This window comes from Providencia sp. PROV223, from assembly GCF_028479245.1.
GTDB lineage: Bacteria > Pseudomonadota > Gammaproteobacteria > Enterobacterales > Enterobacteriaceae > Providencia > Providencia rettgeri.
Genome location: NZ_JAMPNG010000007.1, coordinates 32,781 through 52,835, shown reverse-complemented (window position 1 = coordinate 52,835; position 20,055 = coordinate 32,781). Strand labels below are relative to the sequence as shown.

Sequence of the window (20,055 nt, the reverse complement as noted above, 5' to 3'; positions counted from 1 at the left end):
TTAAAAATGGCTTACAGTGAAAAAGTTATCGATCATTATGAAAACCCACGCAACGTTGGTTCGTTTGACAACAGCGACCCAAGCGTAGGTAGCGGTATGGTAGGCGCACCTGCCTGTGGTGACGTCATGAAATTACAGATTAAAGTAAATGATGACGGCATTATTGAAGATGCACGCTTTAAAACTTATGGTTGTGGTTCAGCAATTGCATCAAGTTCACTCGTGACTGAATGGATGAAAGGCAAAAGTTTGGACGAAGCGGAGTCAATCAAAAATACAGCGATTGCCGAAGAGTTAGAATTACCACCAGTGAAAATTCACTGTTCAATTCTGGCTGAAGATGCAATTAAAGCTGCTATTGCTGATTACAAAAGCAAACGCCAAAGCAAATAAGTTTTTAATCAGTCTATAGGACAACCCATATTAATAAATAACAACAAGTTATCGTCCTATAACTGGCACAATACCCACGGCGTCTAGGCTAAACATCGCTGAGTTTCTTAGTTTAGAAATAGGGTGGGTATAAAATAATTTGAAGGCGGATGCGACTCATGAGTAGCATCTGCCTTGTTTGTTTCTAAAGTGAGGTTTGCAATGTCTATTTCTCTTACAGAAAGTGCTGCGCAGCGTATTCAATCCTTTCTACAAAATCGTGGGAAAGGCGAAGGCTTGCGTTTAGGTGTAAGAACTTCAGGTTGTTCAGGAATGGCTTATGTTCTTGAATTTGCTGATACAATCAATGAAGAAGACACAGTTTTTGAAGATAAAGGTGTGAAAGTCATCATCGATGGCAAGAGCATTGTTTATCTTGATGGTACTGAGCTGGATTTCGTGAAAGAAGGCTTAAACGAAGGGTTTAAATTTAATAACCCTAACGTCAATAGTGAATGCGGATGCGGTGAAAGTTTTCACGTATAATGCGTTTTATTAAGCCTAATTTTTGGCCAATCTTACTAATTTTATTTTATTAGTGGTATTGGTAACCGGTTCGAGAAACTGAGCACTTATGGATTATTTTACTCTTTTTGGGTTGACTCCCATCTATGCCATCGATAGCGAACAACTGACGTTACGTTTTCAAGACTTACAGCGTCAATACCATCCTGACCGTTTTGCAACCTGTTCTGAACAGGAGAAAATGCAAGCACTACAAAAAGCAGCAACCATTAATGCTGCTTATCAAGCCCTCCGTCATCCGCTAAAACGCGCGGAATATATGCTTTCATTGCATGGTTTTGATATTAATAACGAACAACATACCATGCATGATACGGCATTTTTGATGGAGCAACTTGAGCTACGCGAAGAGTTAGACAATATTGAGAACAGTGATGACGCACTTGATCTATTGGCTAAATTTATGCAGAGCGTCAAGCAAATGCAGCAAGCACGAAGTGCACTGATGGTGACAGAGCTAGATGCCATGCAGTGGGAAAAAGCCGCTGATACCGTACGTAAACTACGTTTTCTCGACAAGCTTCAGCAGCAAGCAGAGCAACTCGAAGAACGATTACTAGATGAATTTTAAGAGAAAACGATTATGGCGTTACTACAAATCAGCGAACCCGGTATGACAGCAGCTCCGCATCAACGCAAATTGGCTGCAGGCATTGATTTAGGTACCACCCACTCTTTGATTGCGACAGTGCGCAGTGGTGAAGCTGCAGCTTTGCCTGATAGCCAAGGGCGCTTTTTATTACCATCGATTGTTAATTATCAACCCGAAAGCAAATTAGTGGGATGGGAAGCGAAACAACTTGCCGAGCAAGACCCGGTCAATACCATTATTTCAGTGAAACGCATGATGGGGCGTTCATTAGCCGATATTCAAAAACGCTACCCTGACTTACCTTATCAATTGACTGCCAGTGAAAATGGTTTGCCGTTTATTCAAACCGTGGCTGGCCAAGTTGACCCAATCCAAGTTTCTTCTGACATTCTAAGAACACTAGCAAAACGTGCTGAAGAAACCTTAGGTGGGGAAATGGATGGCGTAGTGATCACAGTACCGGCTTATTTTGATGATGCACAACGCCAAGGGACCAAAGATGCAGCGCGCCTTGCAGGCTTACATGTATTGCGTTTGCTGAATGAACCGACTGCGGCTGCGATTGCCTATGGATTAGACTCTGGGCAAGAAGGTGTGATTGCTGTTTATGACCTCGGTGGTGGCACTTTTGATGTGTCCATTTTACGCCTGAGCCGTGGTGTTTTTGAAGTGTTAGCAACGGGCGGCGATACCGCGCTTGGTGGTGATGACTTTGACCAAGTATTGGCTCAGTGGATTGCTGAGCAGGCAGGGGTTTCATTACAAGGTGATCATCATTTAAATCGTCAGTTATTAAATGTGGCGACAGAAACCAAAGTTGCGCTTAGTGATGCAGAAACAGTGACTATTCAGCTTGCCAACTGGCAAGGGGAAATTCGTCGTGAGCAGTTTGAAACGTTAATTGAAAATTACGTAAAGCGCACTCTGATGGCTTGTCGCCGTGCGTTAAAAGATGCGGGTGTTGAGGCTGAAGATGTTCTGAATGTCGTGATGGTCGGTGGTTCGACTCGTGTGCCACTAGTACGTCAAAAAGTCGGGGAGTTTTTTGGTAAATCACCACTGACATCCATCGACCCAGATAAAGTTGTCGCCATTGGCGCTGCAATTCAAGCGGATATTTTAGTCGGAAACAAGCCTGATAGCGAGATGCTGTTGTTAGATGTGATCCCACTCTCTCTTGGTTTGGAAACGATGGGTGGATTAGTCGAAAAAGTGATCCCGCGTAACACCACCATCCCTGTTGCTCGAGCCCAAGAGTTTACCACCTTTAAAGATGGTCAAACGGCGATGAGCGTTCATGTCGTACAAGGTGAACGCGAAATGGTGGCAGATTGCCGTTCATTAGCTCGCTTTACCTTGCGTGATATTCCAGCGATGGCCGCAGGTGGGGCACATATTCGTGTGACTTTTCAAGTCGATGCCGATGGGCTGTTGAGTGTTAGCGCCATGGAAAAATCGACAGGTGTAGAAGCATCGATTCAAGTTAAGCCATCGTATGGGTTAACGGATAACGAAATTTCAAACATGATTAAAGATTCAATGACTAACGCGCAAGATGATTTAAATGCGCGCCGCTTAGCGGAGCAAAAAGTTGAAGCTGCAAGAGTGCTTGAAAGTTTAACGAGCGCATTAGCCCAAGATGGCAATTTACTGACGCCAGAAGAAGAGTCAGAAATTGATAATGCAGTCAATGAGTTAATTAAAGCGGTTGAGGGTACAGACCCAATCGTAATTGAAAATGCCATTAAACAACTGGATAAGCAATCGCAGGAGTTTGCAGCGCGTCGCATGGATACCTCCATTCGCCAAGCGTTGTCAGGTCATTCTGTGGATGAGATATAATTATGCCTAAAATAGTTTTTTTACCTCATAGTGATTTATGTCCAGACGGTGCAGTAGTTGAAGCACAAGAAGGCGAATCTATTTTAAATGTTGCACTACGCAGCGGTATTGAGCTTGAGCACGCCTGTGAAAAATCCTGTGCTTGTACAACCTGTCATTGTATTGTTCGTGAAGGTTTCGATTCACTGGAAGAAAGCAGTGAACTCGAAGATGACATGTTAGATAAAGCATGGGGGTTAGAGCCTGAAAGCCGTCTAAGTTGTCAAGCATTGGTGACGGATGAGGATTTAGTGGTAGAGATCCCTCGTTATACTATCAATCACGCCCGCGAACACTGATTTTTGTCATACTTCACGCTGTAGCGTTGTTGGCTTCTTTCGCTAACCCTAGTCACATACTTTTGTATGCTCCTAGGGATTAGCTCAACTTGCCGCCTAGCTACAACGTGAATTATTTAAAAAATAGAAACGCTCGTCATACTTCATACTGTAGCGTTGTTGGCTTCTTTCGCTAACTCGAATCACATACTTTTGTATGCTCCTAGGGATTAGCTCAATCGCCGCCTAGCTACAATGTGAATTATTTAAAAAATTGAAATGCTCGGCATGTTTGGCGTTGTAACGTAGAGCATCAATGGTAAAAATCATTTAATAATCAAATTGGTGAGAGAAAATGAGTTTAAAATGGTCAAATAGCCGCGAAATCGGTGAAGCACTGTACGACGCATTTCCTGATGTTGATCCTAAAACGGTGCGCTTTACTGATATGCACCAGTGGATTTGCGATTTAGAAGAATTTGATGATGACCCGCAAAAATCGAATGAGAAAATCCTAGAAGCCATTTTGTTAGTTTGGCTGGATGAGTTCGAATAAGTAGAGTTTTACCCTAAAAACCGAGTGACTGTCAGAAATAGTGCTCGGTTTTTTATTTTATATCAGCACTATAATGATATCCCTATTGGTATTTATCAGTTAAGGTAATGCTATCTGCCGACAGAATCAATGGGTTTTTACTGTCTGCAAAAATAGACAAAGTGAGAAAAACGATGACAAAACAAATTATGCCAGTAATGATTTCTTGTGAGCCTGCTGCACCTTGTTGGGGTGAAGGCGCATTGTTAAGCTCTAGTGATAAAGGGATGACAATCCACCTGAAACATGCAGGTAAATTATGTGCAGTACAAAGTGCTGGCCGTAAATTAGATGGTCAAGGGATCCGCAATGTTGCTTTGGCTGGCGAAGGATGGGATTTAGAAAAAAGCTGGGCATTTTGGCAAGGTTTTCGTGCGCCAAAAGGGGCGAGAACGATTGAATGGCCAGTATTGCCTGAAGCAGACCGCAAAGAATTAGAAAACCGTATTCGTACCATTGATTGGGTACGTGATGTCATTAACGCACCTGCAGAAGAGTTAGGCCCAGAACAACTCGCACAACGCGCCATTGATTTACTCTGCACTGTGGGCGCACAAGACATTAGCTACCGCATTATTAAAGGCGATGACTTATTAGAACAGGGGTATACCGGTATTCATACGGTCGGTCGTGGTTCAAGTCGCCCACCTGTCTTTTTAGCGTTAGATTACAACCCAGGTGCGAACCCAAATGCCCCTGTTTTTGCTGCGTTAGTCGGCAAAGGTATTACTTTCGATTCAGGTGGTTATAGCATCAAACCATCGTCTTCCATGAATTCAATGAAAGCGGATATGGGCGGTGCTGCAACCTTAGCGGGTTCATTGGCATTGGCGATTTCTCGTGGCTTACAAAAACGCGTCAAAATGTTCCTGTGTATTGCTGACAATATGGTTAGCGGTAATGCATTCAAATTGGGTGATATTATTCGTTACCGTAATGGTAAATCCGTTGAAATTATGAATACGGATGCTGAAGGCCGCCTTGTGTTAGCTGATGGCCTGATTGATGCGAGCAAAGAAAAACCAACGCTGATCATTGATGCTGCAACCTTGACAGGTGCGGCGAAAACCGCCGTGGGCAATGACTACCATTCAGTGTTGAGCTTCGATGATAAATTAGTTGCTGACTTGATGAGCGCTTCAGACGCTGAGTTTGAACTGTTCTGGCGTTTACCTTTGGCAGAGTTCCATCGCCAACAATTACCGTCTGGCTTTGCGGATTTGAACAACATCGCGGCACCATCGCACACTGCAGGCGCAAGCACTGCTGCGGCATTTTTATCGCATTTTGTCGAAAATTATCGTCAAAATTGGGTACATATCGACTGCTCCGCGACTTACCGTAAATCTGCAGTTAGCTTATGGGCAGAAGGCGCAACGGGTACAGGTGTAAGAACATTAGCAAACTTATTAATCAGTAAATCAAAGTAGTGAATGTTTGATTAATAACAGGCACGGGAAGGTAACTTTTCGTGCCTATTTTTTATCTTGATGTATTTGCGAGTATAATAAGCTCTTCTTTTTAATAGCAGGGGATTGGCAATGTCGCAGCAATCGAATAATAACAGTTCCACCCAAGAAACTGAGATCCAATTTACTGAGTTAACCGTACCGAAAGGCTCATCACTTAAATTAAGTGTGTTAGAAGAACAGCCGCAGGCTATTGTTGATGCGCTTAGCGAATTTTTTAAACAACACAAAGTCGTGAGACGCGGTTTTATGGTCTCCGCAGTAGAGAGTAATAACGCTGAAGAAACGCCAATATTAATGATAGCGTTAGAGTTTACTGCAGGGGCAGAAAATATTGATTCCATTATTCATGAGGCGGGGACACTTGCTTGTGAGTTTTTAGCCGATGACGAATCTATTGATTTTTGTGTGGTAAATGAGAATGAGCAAGGTGTCAGCCACTTTATTACTCAACATATTCAGCCTTTTTATCAGCGTCGCCTTGGTAGCTTCTTACGAGACACAATCCCAGTAAAAAACACCTAATAGTTCCATGTATAGAGTGAGAAAAATGTTTTTCTCACTCATAAAAGGCATATTGCTCATTTATTAAATATATATTCTGCTTACTATTTAAAAAATATTATTTCATTTCACTGTTTTTCTCGCCCATCATTTTTTCCGTTTTGTCTGATAGGTGTTCTAATCACATTCTGTTAAATTATATTGATAATTGAAACAATATCAGCAGTATTTATCTGTGTGTGTTTTTAGCCATTTCCAAGTATATAGTGGGTTTTAACCTCCTGTTAAAACCTTAAAAAAACAGAATAAATTTTAACTAATTAAAGGGCGGGCGGTAATGAAACAACAATCTAGTTGGGCTTCATTGGCGGGTCTAAAAACCAAAAAGCGTTATTTAGCACTTGCGTTGGCATCTGTCGTGGCATTGGCCGGTTGTGATAATACAGAAGAAGCAACCAAAAATGAGCCAAATGTTTCCACGACAGCGCCAGAAAATCAAACTAAAACAGCGCCAGTTGCAGAGCAGAAAAAAGCAGCACCGAAACTTTCCACTGAAGAAATGGTAAAAAAATATGCAGGGAAAGATCTCACCATTTTGGATGCGTCTGAATTGCAGCTTGATGGTGCGAGTGCCATGGTGGTGACATTCTCCGTTCCATTACAAGCAAACCAAAATTTTGGCCAGTACATAAACCTCATTGATGTTAAAACCGGTAAGTTAGATGGCGCTTGGGAACTGTCTGATAACCAAATGGAATTACGTTTTCGTCACCTTCCACCGTCTAAAGAATTAAACCTCACCATTAACCCGGGCATTAAAGCGGTTAATGAGCGTACAACGACCGAAAGTTTTGAGAAAAAACTCACCACGGCGCAAATCATCCCAACAGTTGGTTTTGCAAGTAAAGGCTCTTTATTACCGAGTAAGGTCGCACAGGGTTTACCTGTGATTGCGCTGAATGTTGATAAGGTTGATGTTAATTTCTTCCGTGTGGATGAAAAGCAGCTGCCACAATTTTTAGCGCAGTGGCAGTATCGTAGTAATTATGAGTATTGGTATTCAGAAGAGTTTCTCGACAAAGTGGAGCTGGCTTATACCGGCCGTTTTGATTTAAATCCAGATAAAAATACTCGCCAAACTATTTTACTTCCGTTGAAAGATGTCAAAGAATTACAGCAAGATGGCGTATATTTGGCCATCATGCAAAAAGCAGGCAGCTATAGCTATCAATTCCCTGCAACCGTCTTCACATTAAGTGATATTGGCGTGTCACTACACAGTTACCAAGACCGAGTCGATATTTTCACGCAATCCTTAGCGAAAGGCTCTGCCATTAAAGGCGTTGAGCTACGTATTTTGGATGAAAAAGGTCAGTTAGTGACAAAAGGCACCACAGATGGTGATGGTCACGCTCAATTAGATAAATTAGCGGGTGGAAAATTATTACTGGCAACCCATGAAGGGCAAACCAGTATGATTGATCTCACGCAGCCGGCACTTGACCTGTCTGAATTTGATATTTCAGGGCCAGAAGGCTATGCAAAACAATTTTTCACCTTTGGGCCGCGTGATTTATATCGTCCGGGTGAACTGCTGCTGGTGAATGGCTTACTGCGTGATGGCGATGGTAACCCAGTTAAAACTCAGCCGGTTAAAGTTGATGTATTAAAAACAGATGGGCAAGTGGTTCGTAGTTTCGTGTGGCAGCCGGAAGAAAACCAAAATGGGTTATATCAATACCAATTTGAAATTCCTAAAAATGCAGAAACGGGCGGTTGGTCACTACGTTTTGATTTAGGTGACGGTTCACCGCAACGTTATTACAAATTCAATGTTGAAGATTTCATGCCAGAACGCATGGCGCTGGAAATTGTTGGCAGTGATGTTCCTCGTTTAACTGACCAGTCAGTTGATTTTGATATTCAAGGCCGTTATTTATACGGAGCACCTGCAGCAGACAACCAACTGCAAGGCCAAATTGTTTTAAAAGCAGACCGTGAAGCGGTAGCAAAATTACCTGGTTTTGAATTTGGCGCTGTCAATGAAGAGGGCTTACCTCGTAAATTAGATGAGTTTGACTTGACGCTGGACAGCAACGGCGAAACTGTAATTTCAATTCCAAACAGTAATTGGAGCTCAACACGTTCACCAATTTCGGCCGTTTTACAAGCAAGTTTACTCGAAGCTGGCGGACGTCCAGTGACGCGTCGTGCTGAGCAAGCCATTTGGCCTGCGGAAAAACTAGTCGGTATTCGTCCATTATTCGCCAAAAAAGAAATTTACGATTACCGTACAGATCGTTATGTCAAACGCCACAATGTGGATGAAAATTCACTCGCAGAATTTGAATTAGTCATGGCGGATGCGGCGGGTAATAAACTGGCAGCAGAAAACTTAACCGTGCGTTTAGTGTATGAACGCCGTGATTATTATTGGAGTTGGTCTGAAAGTGGTGGTTGGTCTTCAAATTATGACCAAAAAGACCTTGTTATGGCGAATGAAAATATTGCCATCGCCAAAGACGGTACAGCGAAAGTCTCCTTCCCTGTGGATTGGGGGGCATTCCGTTTAGAGGTATTAAACCCAGAGAATCAGCTCGTTTCCAGCGTCCAGTTCTGGGCGGGGTATTCATGGCAAGATAACACAGGGGGAAGCGGTTCAGTTCGTCCTGACCAAGTGAAACTCAGCCTGAATAAGCCTGCGTATTTACCAGGTGAAAAAGCCAAAGTTCGCATTGAATCCCCTAAAGCCGGCAAAGGCTATATATTGCTCGAGTCGAGTAATGGCCCACTGTGGTGGGAAGAAATTGATGTACCAGAAAAGGGCTTAGACGTTGAAATCCCAGTCAATAAAGAGTGGGCTCGTCATGACTTATACGTTTCTGCCGTCGTTGTTCGTCCAGGTGATGACTCTAAAGAAGCCACGGTGAAACGTGCGGTGGGTGTGTTGCATTTACCAATTGCAGATGAAAACCGTAAGATTGCGTTGGCCTTAACGACGCCAGACAAAATGCGCCCTAATCAAGACTTAACGGTAAAAATTAAAGCGACAGCGCAAGATGGCAAACCGTTACCTGAAAAAGTGAATGTGCTGTTATCTGCAGTTGATACTGGTGTATTAAATATCACGGATTTCAAAACCCCAGACCCGTATGACGCCTTTTTTGGCCGCAAGCGCTATGGCGTTGATCAGTATGACGTTTATGGTCACTTAATTGAAGGGCAAGGTAAGATTGCTAACTTACGCTTTGGTGGTGACAGCGAGGATGCGGCATTAGAGCGTGGTGGTATGAAGCCACTCACTGAAGTGCAAATCATTGCGGAGCAAGCCAAACCTGTCACATTAAATAAAGACGGTGAGGGTGAAATTAGCCTTGCTATCCCTGATTTTAACGGGGAATTACGTGTGATGGCCCAAGCATGGAATGAAAAAGAGTTCGGCCATGCGGATAGCAAAGTGATTGTCGCGGCACCATTAGTGACACAAATGTCGATGCCTCGCTTTATGGCGGGCGGTGATAAGTCTTACTTTGCGCTTGATTTGACCAATATGACGGATAACACACAAAATGTGACTGTTAATTTCAAGGCATCAGGAATGGTGAAACTTGATGGGGTCAGCAGCCGTGAGTTGGAGTTACCAAAAGGCAAACGCACCACCATTAATTTACCTGTCAGAGCAGACTACGGCTTCGGTGAAGGCGAAGTTTCGATGACCATTAATGGCGTGAAAATTCAAGGCGAAGCCAATAAAGACTACAGCAATAGTTGGAAAGTGGGTGTTCGTCCGGCACAGCCAGCAGAAACGGTTTCTTTTGCCACTTCCATTGAGCCAGGTACTTCATGGGCATTGCCAACTAACCAAATTGCAGGCCTGCAACCGGATACCATTGAAGGGCAAGTTCTGTTAACCAGCCGTCCGCCATTAGATATCTCACGTTATATTCGAGAGTTATTTGCTTATCCATACGGTTGTTTAGAGCAAACTATCAGTGGTTTATACCCTTCATTGTTCTCAACCCAAGCCGAACTGAATAAGTTAGGGATTAAAACGCAAACAGATGCGGACCGCCATAAAGCGATTGAAATTGGTATTCCACATTTGTTAAGTATGCAACGTAATGATGGCGGTTTTTCATTATGGGATAGGAACGGTCGCGAAGAGTATTGGTTAACTGCGTATGCGGCGGATTTCTTGAATAAAGCCAATCAACGTGGCTTTACTGTCCCGCAAGAGGCGATAAGTAACGCCAATACGCGTCTACTGAGCTATTTACAGGATGGTAGTCAAATCAACTACCCGTATACGGAAAACCAAGAGGGCGCTCGTTTTGCTACTCAGGCCTATGCAGGTTTAGTGTTAGCATCACAGCAAAAAGCACCGTTAGGCGCATTACGTCAACTTTATAACCAAAGAAACTCTGCAGCAAGTGGCTTACCTCTGGTTCAGCTTGGAGTTGCATTGAACTTGATGGGTGATAAATCACGTGGTGAGAGTGCAGTGATTGACGGACTGAAAAAACAACGTAACCGCTACAGCTATGTTGGGGATTACGGTTCGGTGATCCGTGATGATGCGATGATTGTTGCGCTATTAAATGAATATAATTTAATGCCAAAATCCCGTGACCAAAAACTTCAAACTTTATCTAATAATTTGACTTCTCAACGTTATTTCTCAACACAAGAGAGCAATGCGTTATATTTAGCAGGTCGTTTCTACTTAAATGAAAGTGAAGCACCGTGGAAAGCTACGATTAATGGCCAAGAACCCCCGATGGTCTCAGATAAACCTGTAAGTGAATTCCTGAGTAAAAATCAATTGGAGACAGGTTATAGCATCGAAAACAGCGGAACGAATACTCTGTATACACGCTTAAATGTAGTGGGTTATCCGCAACATTCACCAAAACCAAGCTCGAATGTATTAGGTATCACTCGTAGCTACTATGATATGAAAGGCAATCGCATTTCATTAGATAGATTAAGAAGCGGTGAAATGGTGGTGGTTAAACTGGAAGTTCAAGCATCCCAAAGTGTGCCAGATGCGTTAGTGGTTGACTTGCTGCCCGCAGGCTTAGAACTGGAAAACCAAAATTTAGCGAACAGTAGCGCTAATTTGAGTGAGTCCGCGCCGAACCTGCAAGAATTAATTGATGACATGCAGCAATCGCAAATACGCCATATGGAATACCGTGATGACCGTTTTGTGGCTGCGGTTGAAGTTCAGCAATACCGCCCAACGACATTAGTCTACTTAGCGCGAGCGGTGACGCCGGGTGTGTATAGTATTCCGGTACCACAAGTTGAATCAATGTATGTCCCTGACTGGCGTGCGACTGGCTACTCGGATGGTCAATTAGAAATCGTTCGCTAATCACCTTCTAAAGCCCTTATATTGATACTCAGATATAAGGGCTTTTTTAATTTATTTTCGGTACTCCCATCAATGAAAAAATGGTTACGTCGCACAGGCATCACACTGGTTCTGTTGGTCATTATTTTGCCACTGGCTTTTTTAGCCGCTGATAAAATTTGGCCGTTGCCGATTAAGCAAATTGAAATGGCACGAACCGTGGTTGCAGCTGATGGTACACCATTGTGGCGCTTTGCAGACAAAGAAGGAATTTGGCGCTTTCCTGTTACACTCGAAGAGGTTTCTCCTGATTTTATCGAAGCGTTATTAACGTATGAAGACCGCCATTTTTACCGTCACCCGGGGGTAAACCCGTTTTCGTTAGTTAGGGCAGCGGGGCAGTTTGTGAGTTCAGGGCGTATTGTGTCGGGCGGAAGTACCATTTCGATGCAAGTTGCACGGTTAATTGACCCCCACGAAAGAACATTGGGCGGTAAGCTGAAACAGCTTTGGCGTACGGCTCAACTCGAATATCACTATTCGAAAGATGAAATTTTAGAAATGTATTTAAACCGTGCTCCGTATGGCGGAACCATTGAAGGTATTGGCGCAGCTAGCTGGGTATATTTGAATAAGTCACCGGCAAAATTGACGGCGAGTGAAGCGGCTCTCTTTGCTGTTCTACCTCAAGCCCCTAGCCGTTTAAGGCCAGACCGTTATCCACAAAGGGCACAAGCCGCCCGTGATAAAGTATTGGATAGGTTAGAAGAATACCAAGTCTGGAGCTCTGAAAAAGTTGCCGATATTAAACAAGAACAAATTTGGTTAGCACCGAGGAAGAACCCACATTCAGCCCCTTTGCTTGCAAGGAGGGTGACCAAAGATACGCAACAGTCCATCATTGAAACCACTATCGATGCCAGTTTGCAAAGGCAACTGGAAGACATGGCCATGAATTGGAAAAACCAACTACCAAAACAAACATCATTGGGAATTTTGGTGGTTGATCATACAGATATGGCAGTGAAAGCGTATATTGGCTCAATTGATTTTCAGGATGATAGCCGTTTTGGTCATGTGGACATGATTAGTGCTTGGCGCTCTCCAGGCTCAACGTTAAAACCATTCTTATACGCATTAGCTATGGATGACGGGCTCATCCATGCGGAATCGTTATTACAAGATGTTCCACGGCGCTTTAATGATTATCGTCCGGGGAACTTTGACAGTGGTTTTAATGGGCCAGTGAGTGTTAGCGATGCGCTCGTTCGTTCATTGAATTTACCGGTGGTTCAGTTGTTAGATGTGTATGGCAGCAAACGATTTACGGCTCAACTGCGCAATGTTGGGACTGAGCTGCGTTTTCCGTTAGGTAGTGAACCAAACTTGTCGCTGATTTTAGGCGGCACAGCCACACGGATGGAAGATTTAGTTTCTGCCTATAGCGCATTTGCGCGAAAAGGTAATGTGTCACCGTTACGTTTTAAACCAGCCGATGAAATTCGCGATAGAGTGTTGATGTCACCGGGAGCTGCATGGATAGTACGCCGTATTATGGGGGGGGAAGCACGCCCTGTTCCTGAGGCTAATTTATCAGGGCAACTCAATTTGGCATGGAAAACGGGAACCAGTTATGGTTATCGCGATGCGTGGGCGATTGGTGTTAATCCACGTTATACCATCGGCGTTTGGGTTGGGCGGCCTGATGCGACACCCGTTGCGGGACAACTAGGCTTTGCAACCGCCATTCCGATTATGAACCAAATTAATGGCATGTTACTGAGCAAAATCTATCAATCCCACGAACCACTACCAAAAGATGTAAAACCTGCCAGTGTGAGCCAAGCGGTGATCTGCTGGCCGGGAGGAACTTCATTACTGAAAGACGATAATAACTGCCGCCAAAGGCGTCTTAGTTGGATCTTGGATAATACCATTCCGCCTACTCTAATGGCGCGAGATCAAGAGTCTCTATTAGGATTAAGACAAAAAATCTGGGTAAATGACAAAGGGCTTCAAGTCGCGGCAGATTGCCCAAATGCCCAAGAAAAAGAAGTACATTTATGGCCTATTACCGTCGAATCTTGGTTGCCATTAAGTGAAAAACGTGAGAACCGTTTACCCAAAGCGGATTTAGCGTGTCCACCGATGAAGCTAGAAATGCCGCCATTATTGATTTCTGGTATCCGTGATGGGGAGGTTTTACAGCGTCTACCCGGGAAAACCAGCTTAGATTTACGTTTAGTCACGCAGGGTGGGCAAGGGCAGAAATGGTGGTTTTTAAACGGAGAACAAGTGAATACAACCGAGCAAAACGGTTCTATTTTGCTGACACTCGATAAAAGTGGGAACTACCAAATTTCGGTATTAGATTTAAGCGGCCAAGTGACGGCAATGAGCTTTAGAGTGAAGTAATAGATGAAAAACGTGACTTACCCGAAAAAATAGTGTTTTTTGCTATAAAAAGTTTAACAAAATGTTGTTGTGACTGTAGGAAATTGTAATCAGAGCCCCTATAATCATCGCCTTATTTTTCTTTTTCCTAGATATGGTTGCTTTTGAAGTCTAAAGGCCTAACAATAGAATTAGAAATAATATAAAAAACTACAACATGCCTATTTTAAGTTCTTGCATCCTAAATTACAGGGAAGAATAAAGAATAAAGGCCTAATGAATCGCTAAGAGGTTATTTATGACTGTTCAACGTACATTTTCTATTATTAAACCAAACGCTGTGAAGAAAAACGTTATTGGTGCAATCTACAACCGTTTTGAAAGCGCGGGTTTCACAATCATTGCTGCTAAAATGATGCATTTGACTCGTGAGCAAGCTGAAGGCTTCTACGCTGAACACAAAGGCCGTCCTTTTTTTGAAGGTCTGGTTGAATTCATGACTTCAGGCCCTATCATGCTGCAAGTGTTAGAAGGTGAAAACGCAATCCAACGTCACCGTGACCTGATGGGCGCAACTAACCCAGATAACGCATTAGCGGGTACTTTACGTGCAGACTACGCAGACAGTTTCACTGAAAACGCAACTCACGGTTCAGACTCTGAAGAATCTGCTGCACGTGAAATCGCGTATTTCTTCACTGCTGATGAAATCTGCCCACGCTAAGACTTCTTTAACTAATGCATTAGCATTATTGTTATAAAGTTTGTACAATGCGACGCCCTGCTATGATTAGCGGGGCGATTATATTTTTAAGACCGCAAAAATTACGTCGTGCTATACTCACTACTAGCACTGCCGAAAGTGTAACAACGAGGCAATACACCATGTCTGATATGACGACAGATGCACAATGTGCAACTTCTTCCGCTATTTCTGTCACACCAGAAAAAACGAACCAAAAAACCAATTTACTTGATTTAAACCGCAAGCAAATGCGCGAGTTCTTTGCTCAAATGGGTGAAAAACCGTTCCGCGCGGATCAGGTCATGAAATGGATTTATCATTATTGCTATGATGATTTTGACCAAATGACCGATATTAATAAAGTCCTTAGAGCAAAACTGAAAGAAGTCGCGGAAATCCGTGCACCAGAAGTCGCTGATGAACAGCGTTCATCAGATGGCACCATTAAGTGGGCAATCAAAGTGGGTGACCAACTGGTTGAAACGGTGTATATCCCAGAAGCAGACCGTGCAACATTGTGCGTTTCTTCACAAGTGGGTTGCGCATTGGAATGTAAATTCTGCTCTACGGCGCAACAAGGCTTCAACCGTAACTTACGTGTTTCAGAAATTATTGGTCAGGTTTGGCGAGCTGCCAAAATTATTGGTTCACTGAAATCCAGTGGACGTCGTCCAATTACCAACGTTGTGATGATGGGAATGGGCGAACCATTGCTGAATTTGAATAATGTCGTCCCTGCGATGGAAATTATGTTAGATGACTTCGGCTTTGGTCTATCTAAGCGCCGTGTCACGATTTCCACTTCAGGTGTTGTGCCTGCACTGGATAAGCTAGGGGATATGATTGATGTTGCGTTAGCGATTTCATTGCATGCGCCAACAGATGATATCCGTGACGATATCGTTCCAATTAATAAAAAATACAATATTGAAACCTTCCTCAACAGTGTGAATCGTTATTTAACGAAATCGAATGCTAATGCAGGGCGAGTAACTGTTGAGTATGTGATGTTAGATCACGTGAACGACAGTGTTGAGCAAGCACATCAATTAGCGGAATGTTTAAAAAATACACCGAGTAAGATTAACTTAATTCCATGGAACCCGTTCCCAGGGGCGCCATACGGTAGAAGTTCGAATAGTCGTATTGACCGTTTTTGTAAAGTATTGATGGGATATGGTTTTACCACGATAGTGCGCAAAACACGCGGTGATGATATTGATGCTGCCTGTGGGCAACTTGCTGGCGACGTGATCGACAGAACAAAACGAACGTTGAAAAAACGCTTAGCAGGGGAACCTATCAAGGTAAAAACAGTCTGATTTATAAATAGGCTTGAATCAGTGAATTAGGTGATGATTTAGGGCGTTTTAGAGTTAGGCAAAACGCCTTTGTTCACCTACAATAGTTGAAGCAATAAGAAAAATTTAATTGTTGTTTCAACATGATGATAAATTATTGACGAATAAAGCTGCTCAATGTTTGCTTTATATCTTTTAAACTTGGAAATAGTGTTGCCAGCAAATGACTATCGAAAATAATACCGAACAAGCTACGACCACAGTAGGACAATTATTGACGCAAGCACGTGAGCGCATGGGGCTAACCCAAGATGTTGTTGCAGAACGATTGTGCCTTAAAATCAGTACGGTAAAAGAGATAGAACAAGATATTGCTCCCGCTGGCGTGGAACCAACATTTTTACGAGGCTATATTCGTCTTTACGCTCGTATGGTAGGTATACCCGAAAGCGAATTAAAAACGTATATGAAAACGGAAGAAACCGTTACGTTAGCCAAAGTTTCTCCTATGCAAAGTTATTCTTTGGGGAAAAAACGCAAAAAGCGCGAAGGTTGGTTAATGAAGCTGACTTGGTTGATTGTGATTGTTCTTATCGCAATGGTTGGCATATGGTGGTGGCAGGATCATAACGCTCAAAAAAATGAGCTAGTTTCAATGGCAAATCAAAATGATTTGATTTTGTCCCAGCAAGATAATAACACCACACCGGTTGAATTACTGACATCAACAGAGGTCGTCTCAACTGACACGGCGCCTGTTGTACCGGAAAATACTCTTGAATTACAAACTCAAGAGCCCGTATTAGCGACTGACCCTATTACCGAGCCTGTCAAAACAATTCCATTGCCTAATGCACCGCAATCTTCAGTTGCATTAGACAGAACACAAAATACAGAAACGGCTGAACCTGTTGCTGCAAGCAGCCAAGCCCTAGTATTGAATTTTACTGGCCAGTGCTGGTTAGAAATTCGTGATGCGAATAATAAAATCTTATTTAGTGGCACCAAAAATAATGGTGATAAGTTGGAACTTGATGGGCCGCAACCTTATCGCCTGAATATTGGTGCACCAGCGAATGTCACTGTACAGTTTCAAGGCAATACTGTTGATTTAAGCCGCTTCATTAAAGCGAAACGTCCAGCAAAATTGAAGTTACCTGAAGCCTAAAAACAGACAGGTAAAAAGAAGCAAACTATATCCGAAAACATCTTTTTTGATAGGCTATAGTTTGCTTTCTTGTGTATAGTTGAGCGTATAAAAATAATCGTTAAAACTATATCGCGGTAACAAAGAATATCACGGTAATAAAGAGTACCACGGTAACAAAGAGCACATGGACGTTCGGAGAATTAAACCAAAATGCATAATGAATCACCGATAAAAAGACGTAAATCCACCCGTATTAATGTAGGTAGCGTACCCGTAGGCGATGGCGCTCCTATCGCTGTCCAGTCAATGACTAATACCCGTACAACTGATGTCGAAGCCACAGTTCGCCAAATAAAATCCCTTGAGCGTGTGGGTGTTGATATTGTGCGTGTTTCTGTTCCTACCATGGATGCCGCTGAAGCATTTAAATTGATTAAACAGCAAGTTAGCGTTCCATTGGTGGCGGATATCCATTTTGACTATCGTATTGCATTAAAAGTGGCAGAATACGGCGTTGATTGCTTGCGTATTAACCCAGGTAATATTGGTAGCGAAGAACGAATTCGCCAAGTTGTTGATTGCGCACGCCACTACAATATTCCAATTCGTATTGGGGTTAATGGTGGCTCCCTTGAAAAAGATATTCAAGAGAAGTACGGCGAGCCAACACCTGAAGCATTGGTTGAGTCGGCAATGCGTCATGTGGACATCCTAGATAGGCTTAATTTTGATCAGTTTAAGGTTAGTGTAAAAGCATCAGATGTATTTCTTGCTGTCGGCTCTTACCGTTTATTAGCGAATAAAATCGATCAACCACTGCATTTAGGGATTACCGAAGCCGGTGGTGCCCGTGCAGGTTCAGTAAAATCTGCAATTGGCTTAGGAATGCTATTGTCTGAAGGTATCGGTGACACCTTGCGTATTTCTTTAGCTGCTGACCCTGTTGAAGAAGTTAAAGTGGGTTTTGATATCTTAAAATCACTGCGAATTCGTTCACGTGGTATTAATTTTATTGCTTGCCCAACTTGTTCACGGCAAGAGTTTGATGTGATTGGTACCGTGAATGAATTAGAACAGCGTTTAGAAGATATCATTACACCAATGGATGTATCGATTATTGGCTGTGTGGTTAATGGCCCCGGTGAAGCGGAAGTTTCTACGCTAGGCGTTGCAGGGGCAAAAACCAAGAGCGGTTTTTATGAAGACGGTAAACGACAAAAAGAGCGTTTTGATAATGACAACATTATCGACCAGTTAGAGGCTAAAATTCGAGCCAAAGCGGCGATGATGGATGAAAGCAAGCGGATTGAAGTCAACTTAAAAGACTAATTTTGTGTATTCTACTGCTAAGCGGCTCACCGAGTCGTTTGGCATGTTTAGAACAAACACTCTATCAATCATCCGCATTTTTTTCTAAAATCGGTCGCTCACCGTACAAATTGACAGATAAATCCCGATTAGTATCAGTAATTGGTGTTTGTTGATTGAACCAGATGATATTTCGCTCTTATAATCAAACTTATGTAATTCTGAAAATAGAGAAATAAAGTGGGAAAAAATATCCAAGCCATTCGCGGTATGAATGATTACTTACCAGCTGACACGCGTGTATGGCAGAAAATCGAAGCAACATTGAAAAATATTTTACAGGGTTATGGTTTTAGTGAAATTCGTACCCCGATTGTAGAGCAGACCCCGCTATTTCGCAGAGCGATTGGTGAAGTGACGGATGTCGTTGAAAAAGAAATGTACACTTTCAATGACCGTAACGATGAAAGTCTGACATTACGCCCTGAAAATACCGCAGGTTGTGTCCGTGCCGGTATTGAGCATGGTTTGCTGTACAATCAGGAACAGCGTTTGTGGTATTTAGGACCTATGTTCCGTTATGAGCGCCCACAAAAAGGCCGTTATCGTCAATTTCACCAGTTAGGGGCTGAAGTTTTTGGTCTTGCGGGTCCTGATATCGATGCTGAAGTCATCTTAATGACGGCACGCTGGTGGAAAGCGTTAGGCATTAGTGAGCATGTGACTTTAGAGCTGAACTCGATTGGCTCATTAGAAGCGCGTGCCAATTACCGTGAGGCTTTAGTTGCTTTCTTAGAACAGCATAAAGACAAGCTGGATGAAGATTGTAAGCGTCGCATGTATACAAATCCTCTACGTGTTTTGGATTCTAAAAATCAAGAAATTCAGGCTTTATTGAATGATGCACCTGAACTGTTTGATTACCTTGATGTCGAATCACGTGAGCACTTTGATGGCTTATGTAAGTTATTAGAAGCAGCAGGGGTTAAATACCGCGTTAATCAACGCTTAGTTCGTGGTCTTGACTACTACAACCGCACCGTTTTTGAATGGGTAACAACGGCACTGGGCTCACAAGGCACAGTTTGCGCGGGCGGTCGATATGACGGCTTAGTTGAACAATTAGGCGGTCGTGCAACACCTGCGGTTGGTTTTGCCATGGGCATGGAACGGATGGTGTTATTAGTCCAAGAAGTGAACCCAGAATTTACAGCGGATGCTTCAGTTGCTGATGTTTATCTTGCTTCTTTTGGCGAAGATAGCCAACAAGCAGGGATATTAGTAGCCGAAAAAGTACGTGATGCACTACCAACACTACGGTTAATGACTAACCACGGTGGTGGTAACTTCAAGAAACAGTTAGCAAGAGCGGACAAACAAGGCGCTAAAATTGCACTGATCTTGGGGGAAGATGAAATTAAAAATAGCCAAGTCACATTGAAAGATTTACGCACAGGCGTACAAGAAACTATTTCGCAGCAACTTATGGCGTCACGCATCGCCGAGTTATTAGGTTAAGGAGAGA

15 protein-coding genes are annotated in these 20,055 nt (G+C 43.0%); all 15 read left to right on the top strand.

Going from position 1 to position 20,055, the window contains the following annotated elements; translation table 11 throughout:
- Positions 1-6 precede the first annotated feature (6 nt).
- The 15 genes from iscU (at position 7) to hisS (ending at position 20,048) form a co-directional block, all read left to right on the top strand.
- A complete protein-coding gene (gene iscU, locus PR767_RS10135; protein ID WP_004264914.1) occupies positions 7-393 on the top strand; it encodes a Fe-S cluster assembly scaffold IscU in 387 nt (128 codons plus the stop codon).
- Positions 394-594: 201 nt separating this feature from the next.
- The gene (gene iscA, locus PR767_RS10130; protein ID WP_004912669.1) at positions 595-918 is read left to right on the top strand and encodes an iron-sulfur cluster assembly protein IscA; all 324 of its coding nucleotides are present in this window, start codon (positions 595-597) and stop codon (positions 916-918) included.
- An 88-nt stretch (positions 919-1,006) separates the two neighbouring features.
- Complete coding sequence (gene hscB, locus PR767_RS10125) at positions 1,007-1,528, top strand: co-chaperone HscB (RefSeq protein WP_004912668.1); 522 nt, start codon at positions 1,007-1,009, stop codon at positions 1,526-1,528.
- 12 nt (positions 1,529-1,540) lie between these two features.
- A complete protein-coding gene (gene hscA, locus PR767_RS10120; RefSeq protein ID WP_004912663.1) occupies positions 1,541-3,391 on the top strand; it encodes a Fe-S protein assembly chaperone HscA in 1,851 nt (616 codons plus the stop codon).
- Positions 3,392-3,393: 2 nt separating this feature from the next.
- Positions 3,394-3,729, top strand: coding sequence for an ISC system 2Fe-2S type ferredoxin (fdx, locus tag PR767_RS10115; protein ID WP_004912660.1), 336 nt, complete (start codon positions 3,394-3,396; stop codon positions 3,727-3,729).
- A 334-nt stretch (positions 3,730-4,063) separates the two neighbouring features.
- Complete coding sequence (iscX, locus tag PR767_RS10110; protein WP_004912658.1) at positions 4,064-4,264, top strand: Fe-S cluster assembly protein IscX; 201 nt, start codon at positions 4,064-4,066, stop codon at positions 4,262-4,264.
- A 173-nt stretch (positions 4,265-4,437) separates the two neighbouring features.
- Positions 4,438-5,733 carry an aminopeptidase PepB gene (pepB, locus tag PR767_RS10105; RefSeq protein WP_036959049.1) on the top strand — a complete coding sequence of 432 codons (1,296 nt, stop codon included), beginning with the start codon at positions 4,438-4,440 and terminating at the stop codon, positions 5,731-5,733.
- A gap of 111 nt (positions 5,734-5,844) precedes the next feature.
- Positions 5,845-6,297, top strand: a complete 453-nt coding sequence (locus tag PR767_RS10100; RefSeq protein ID WP_117162426.1) for an enhanced serine sensitivity protein SseB C-terminal domain-containing protein — start codon at positions 5,845-5,847, stop codon at positions 6,295-6,297.
- A gap of 316 nt (positions 6,298-6,613) precedes the next feature.
- Positions 6,614-11,653, top strand: a complete 5,040-nt coding sequence (locus PR767_RS10095; RefSeq protein WP_272520253.1) for an alpha-2-macroglobulin family protein — start codon at positions 6,614-6,616, stop codon at positions 11,651-11,653.
- A gap of 72 nt (positions 11,654-11,725) precedes the next feature.
- A complete protein-coding gene (pbpC, locus tag PR767_RS10090; RefSeq protein ID WP_272520252.1) occupies positions 11,726-14,047 on the top strand; it encodes a peptidoglycan glycosyltransferase PbpC in 2,322 nt (773 codons plus the stop codon).
- A gap of 277 nt (positions 14,048-14,324) precedes the next feature.
- Positions 14,325-14,750: a nucleoside-diphosphate kinase gene (ndk, locus tag PR767_RS10085; RefSeq protein ID WP_004264899.1), complete on the top strand. Its 426-nt coding sequence runs from the start codon at positions 14,325-14,327 to the stop codon at positions 14,748-14,750.
- Positions 14,751-14,911: 161 nt separating this feature from the next.
- Positions 14,912-16,093 (top strand): bifunctional tRNA (adenosine(37)-C2)-methyltransferase TrmG/ribosomal RNA large subunit methyltransferase RlmN, encoded by a 1,182-nt coding sequence (locus tag PR767_RS10080; RefSeq protein WP_004912645.1) that lies wholly within the window; start codon positions 14,912-14,914, stop codon positions 16,091-16,093.
- Positions 16,094-16,295: 202 nt separating this feature from the next.
- Positions 16,296-17,240: a cytoskeleton protein RodZ gene (rodZ, locus tag PR767_RS10075; RefSeq protein ID WP_004912642.1), complete on the top strand. Its 945-nt coding sequence runs from the start codon at positions 16,296-16,298 to the stop codon at positions 17,238-17,240.
- 192 nt (positions 17,241-17,432) lie between these two features.
- Entirely contained in the window at positions 17,433-18,551 is a 1,119-nt protein-coding gene (gene ispG / locus PR767_RS10070; protein WP_004264895.1) for a flavodoxin-dependent (E)-4-hydroxy-3-methylbut-2-enyl-diphosphate synthase, read from the top strand.
- Positions 18,552-18,770: 219 nt separating this feature from the next.
- Positions 18,771-20,048, top strand: a complete 1,278-nt coding sequence (gene hisS, locus PR767_RS10065; protein WP_272520251.1) for a histidine--tRNA ligase — start codon at positions 18,771-18,773, stop codon at positions 20,046-20,048.
- The last annotated feature ends 7 nt before the right edge of the window (positions 20,049-20,055 follow it).

Excerpts from the sequence above, each read along its gene's own strand:
- iscU (WP_004264914.1), top strand. The coding sequence starts at position 7 with ATGGCTTACAGTGAAAAAGTTATCGATCATTATGAAAACCCACGCAAC.
- iscA (WP_004912669.1), top strand. The coding sequence starts at position 595 with ATGTCTATTTCTCTTACAGAAAGTGCTGCGCAGCGTATTCAATCCTTT.
- hscB (WP_004912668.1), top strand. The coding sequence starts at position 1,007 with ATGGATTATTTTACTCTTTTTGGGTTGACTCCCATCTATGCCATCGAT.
- hscA (WP_004912663.1), top strand. The coding sequence starts at position 1,541 with ATGGCGTTACTACAAATCAGCGAACCCGGTATGACAGCAGCTCCGCAT.
- fdx (WP_004912660.1), top strand. The coding sequence starts at position 3,394 with ATGCCTAAAATAGTTTTTTTACCTCATAGTGATTTATGTCCAGACGGT.
- iscX (WP_004912658.1), top strand. The coding sequence starts at position 4,064 with ATGAGTTTAAAATGGTCAAATAGCCGCGAAATCGGTGAAGCACTGTAC.
- pepB (WP_036959049.1), top strand. The coding sequence starts at position 4,438 with ATGACAAAACAAATTATGCCAGTAATGATTTCTTGTGAGCCTGCTGCA.
- PR767_RS10100 (WP_117162426.1), top strand. The coding sequence starts at position 5,845 with ATGTCGCAGCAATCGAATAATAACAGTTCCACCCAAGAAACTGAGATC.
- PR767_RS10095 (WP_272520253.1), top strand. The coding sequence starts at position 6,614 with ATGAAACAACAATCTAGTTGGGCTTCATTGGCGGGTCTAAAAACCAAA.
- pbpC (WP_272520252.1), top strand. The coding sequence starts at position 11,726 with ATGAAAAAATGGTTACGTCGCACAGGCATCACACTGGTTCTGTTGGTC.
- ndk (WP_004264899.1), top strand. The coding sequence starts at position 14,325 with ATGACTGTTCAACGTACATTTTCTATTATTAAACCAAACGCTGTGAAG.
- PR767_RS10080 (WP_004912645.1), top strand. The coding sequence starts at position 14,912 with ATGTCTGATATGACGACAGATGCACAATGTGCAACTTCTTCCGCTATT.
- rodZ (WP_004912642.1), top strand. The coding sequence starts at position 16,296 with ATGACTATCGAAAATAATACCGAACAAGCTACGACCACAGTAGGACAA.
- ispG (WP_004264895.1), top strand. The coding sequence starts at position 17,433 with ATGCATAATGAATCACCGATAAAAAGACGTAAATCCACCCGTATTAAT.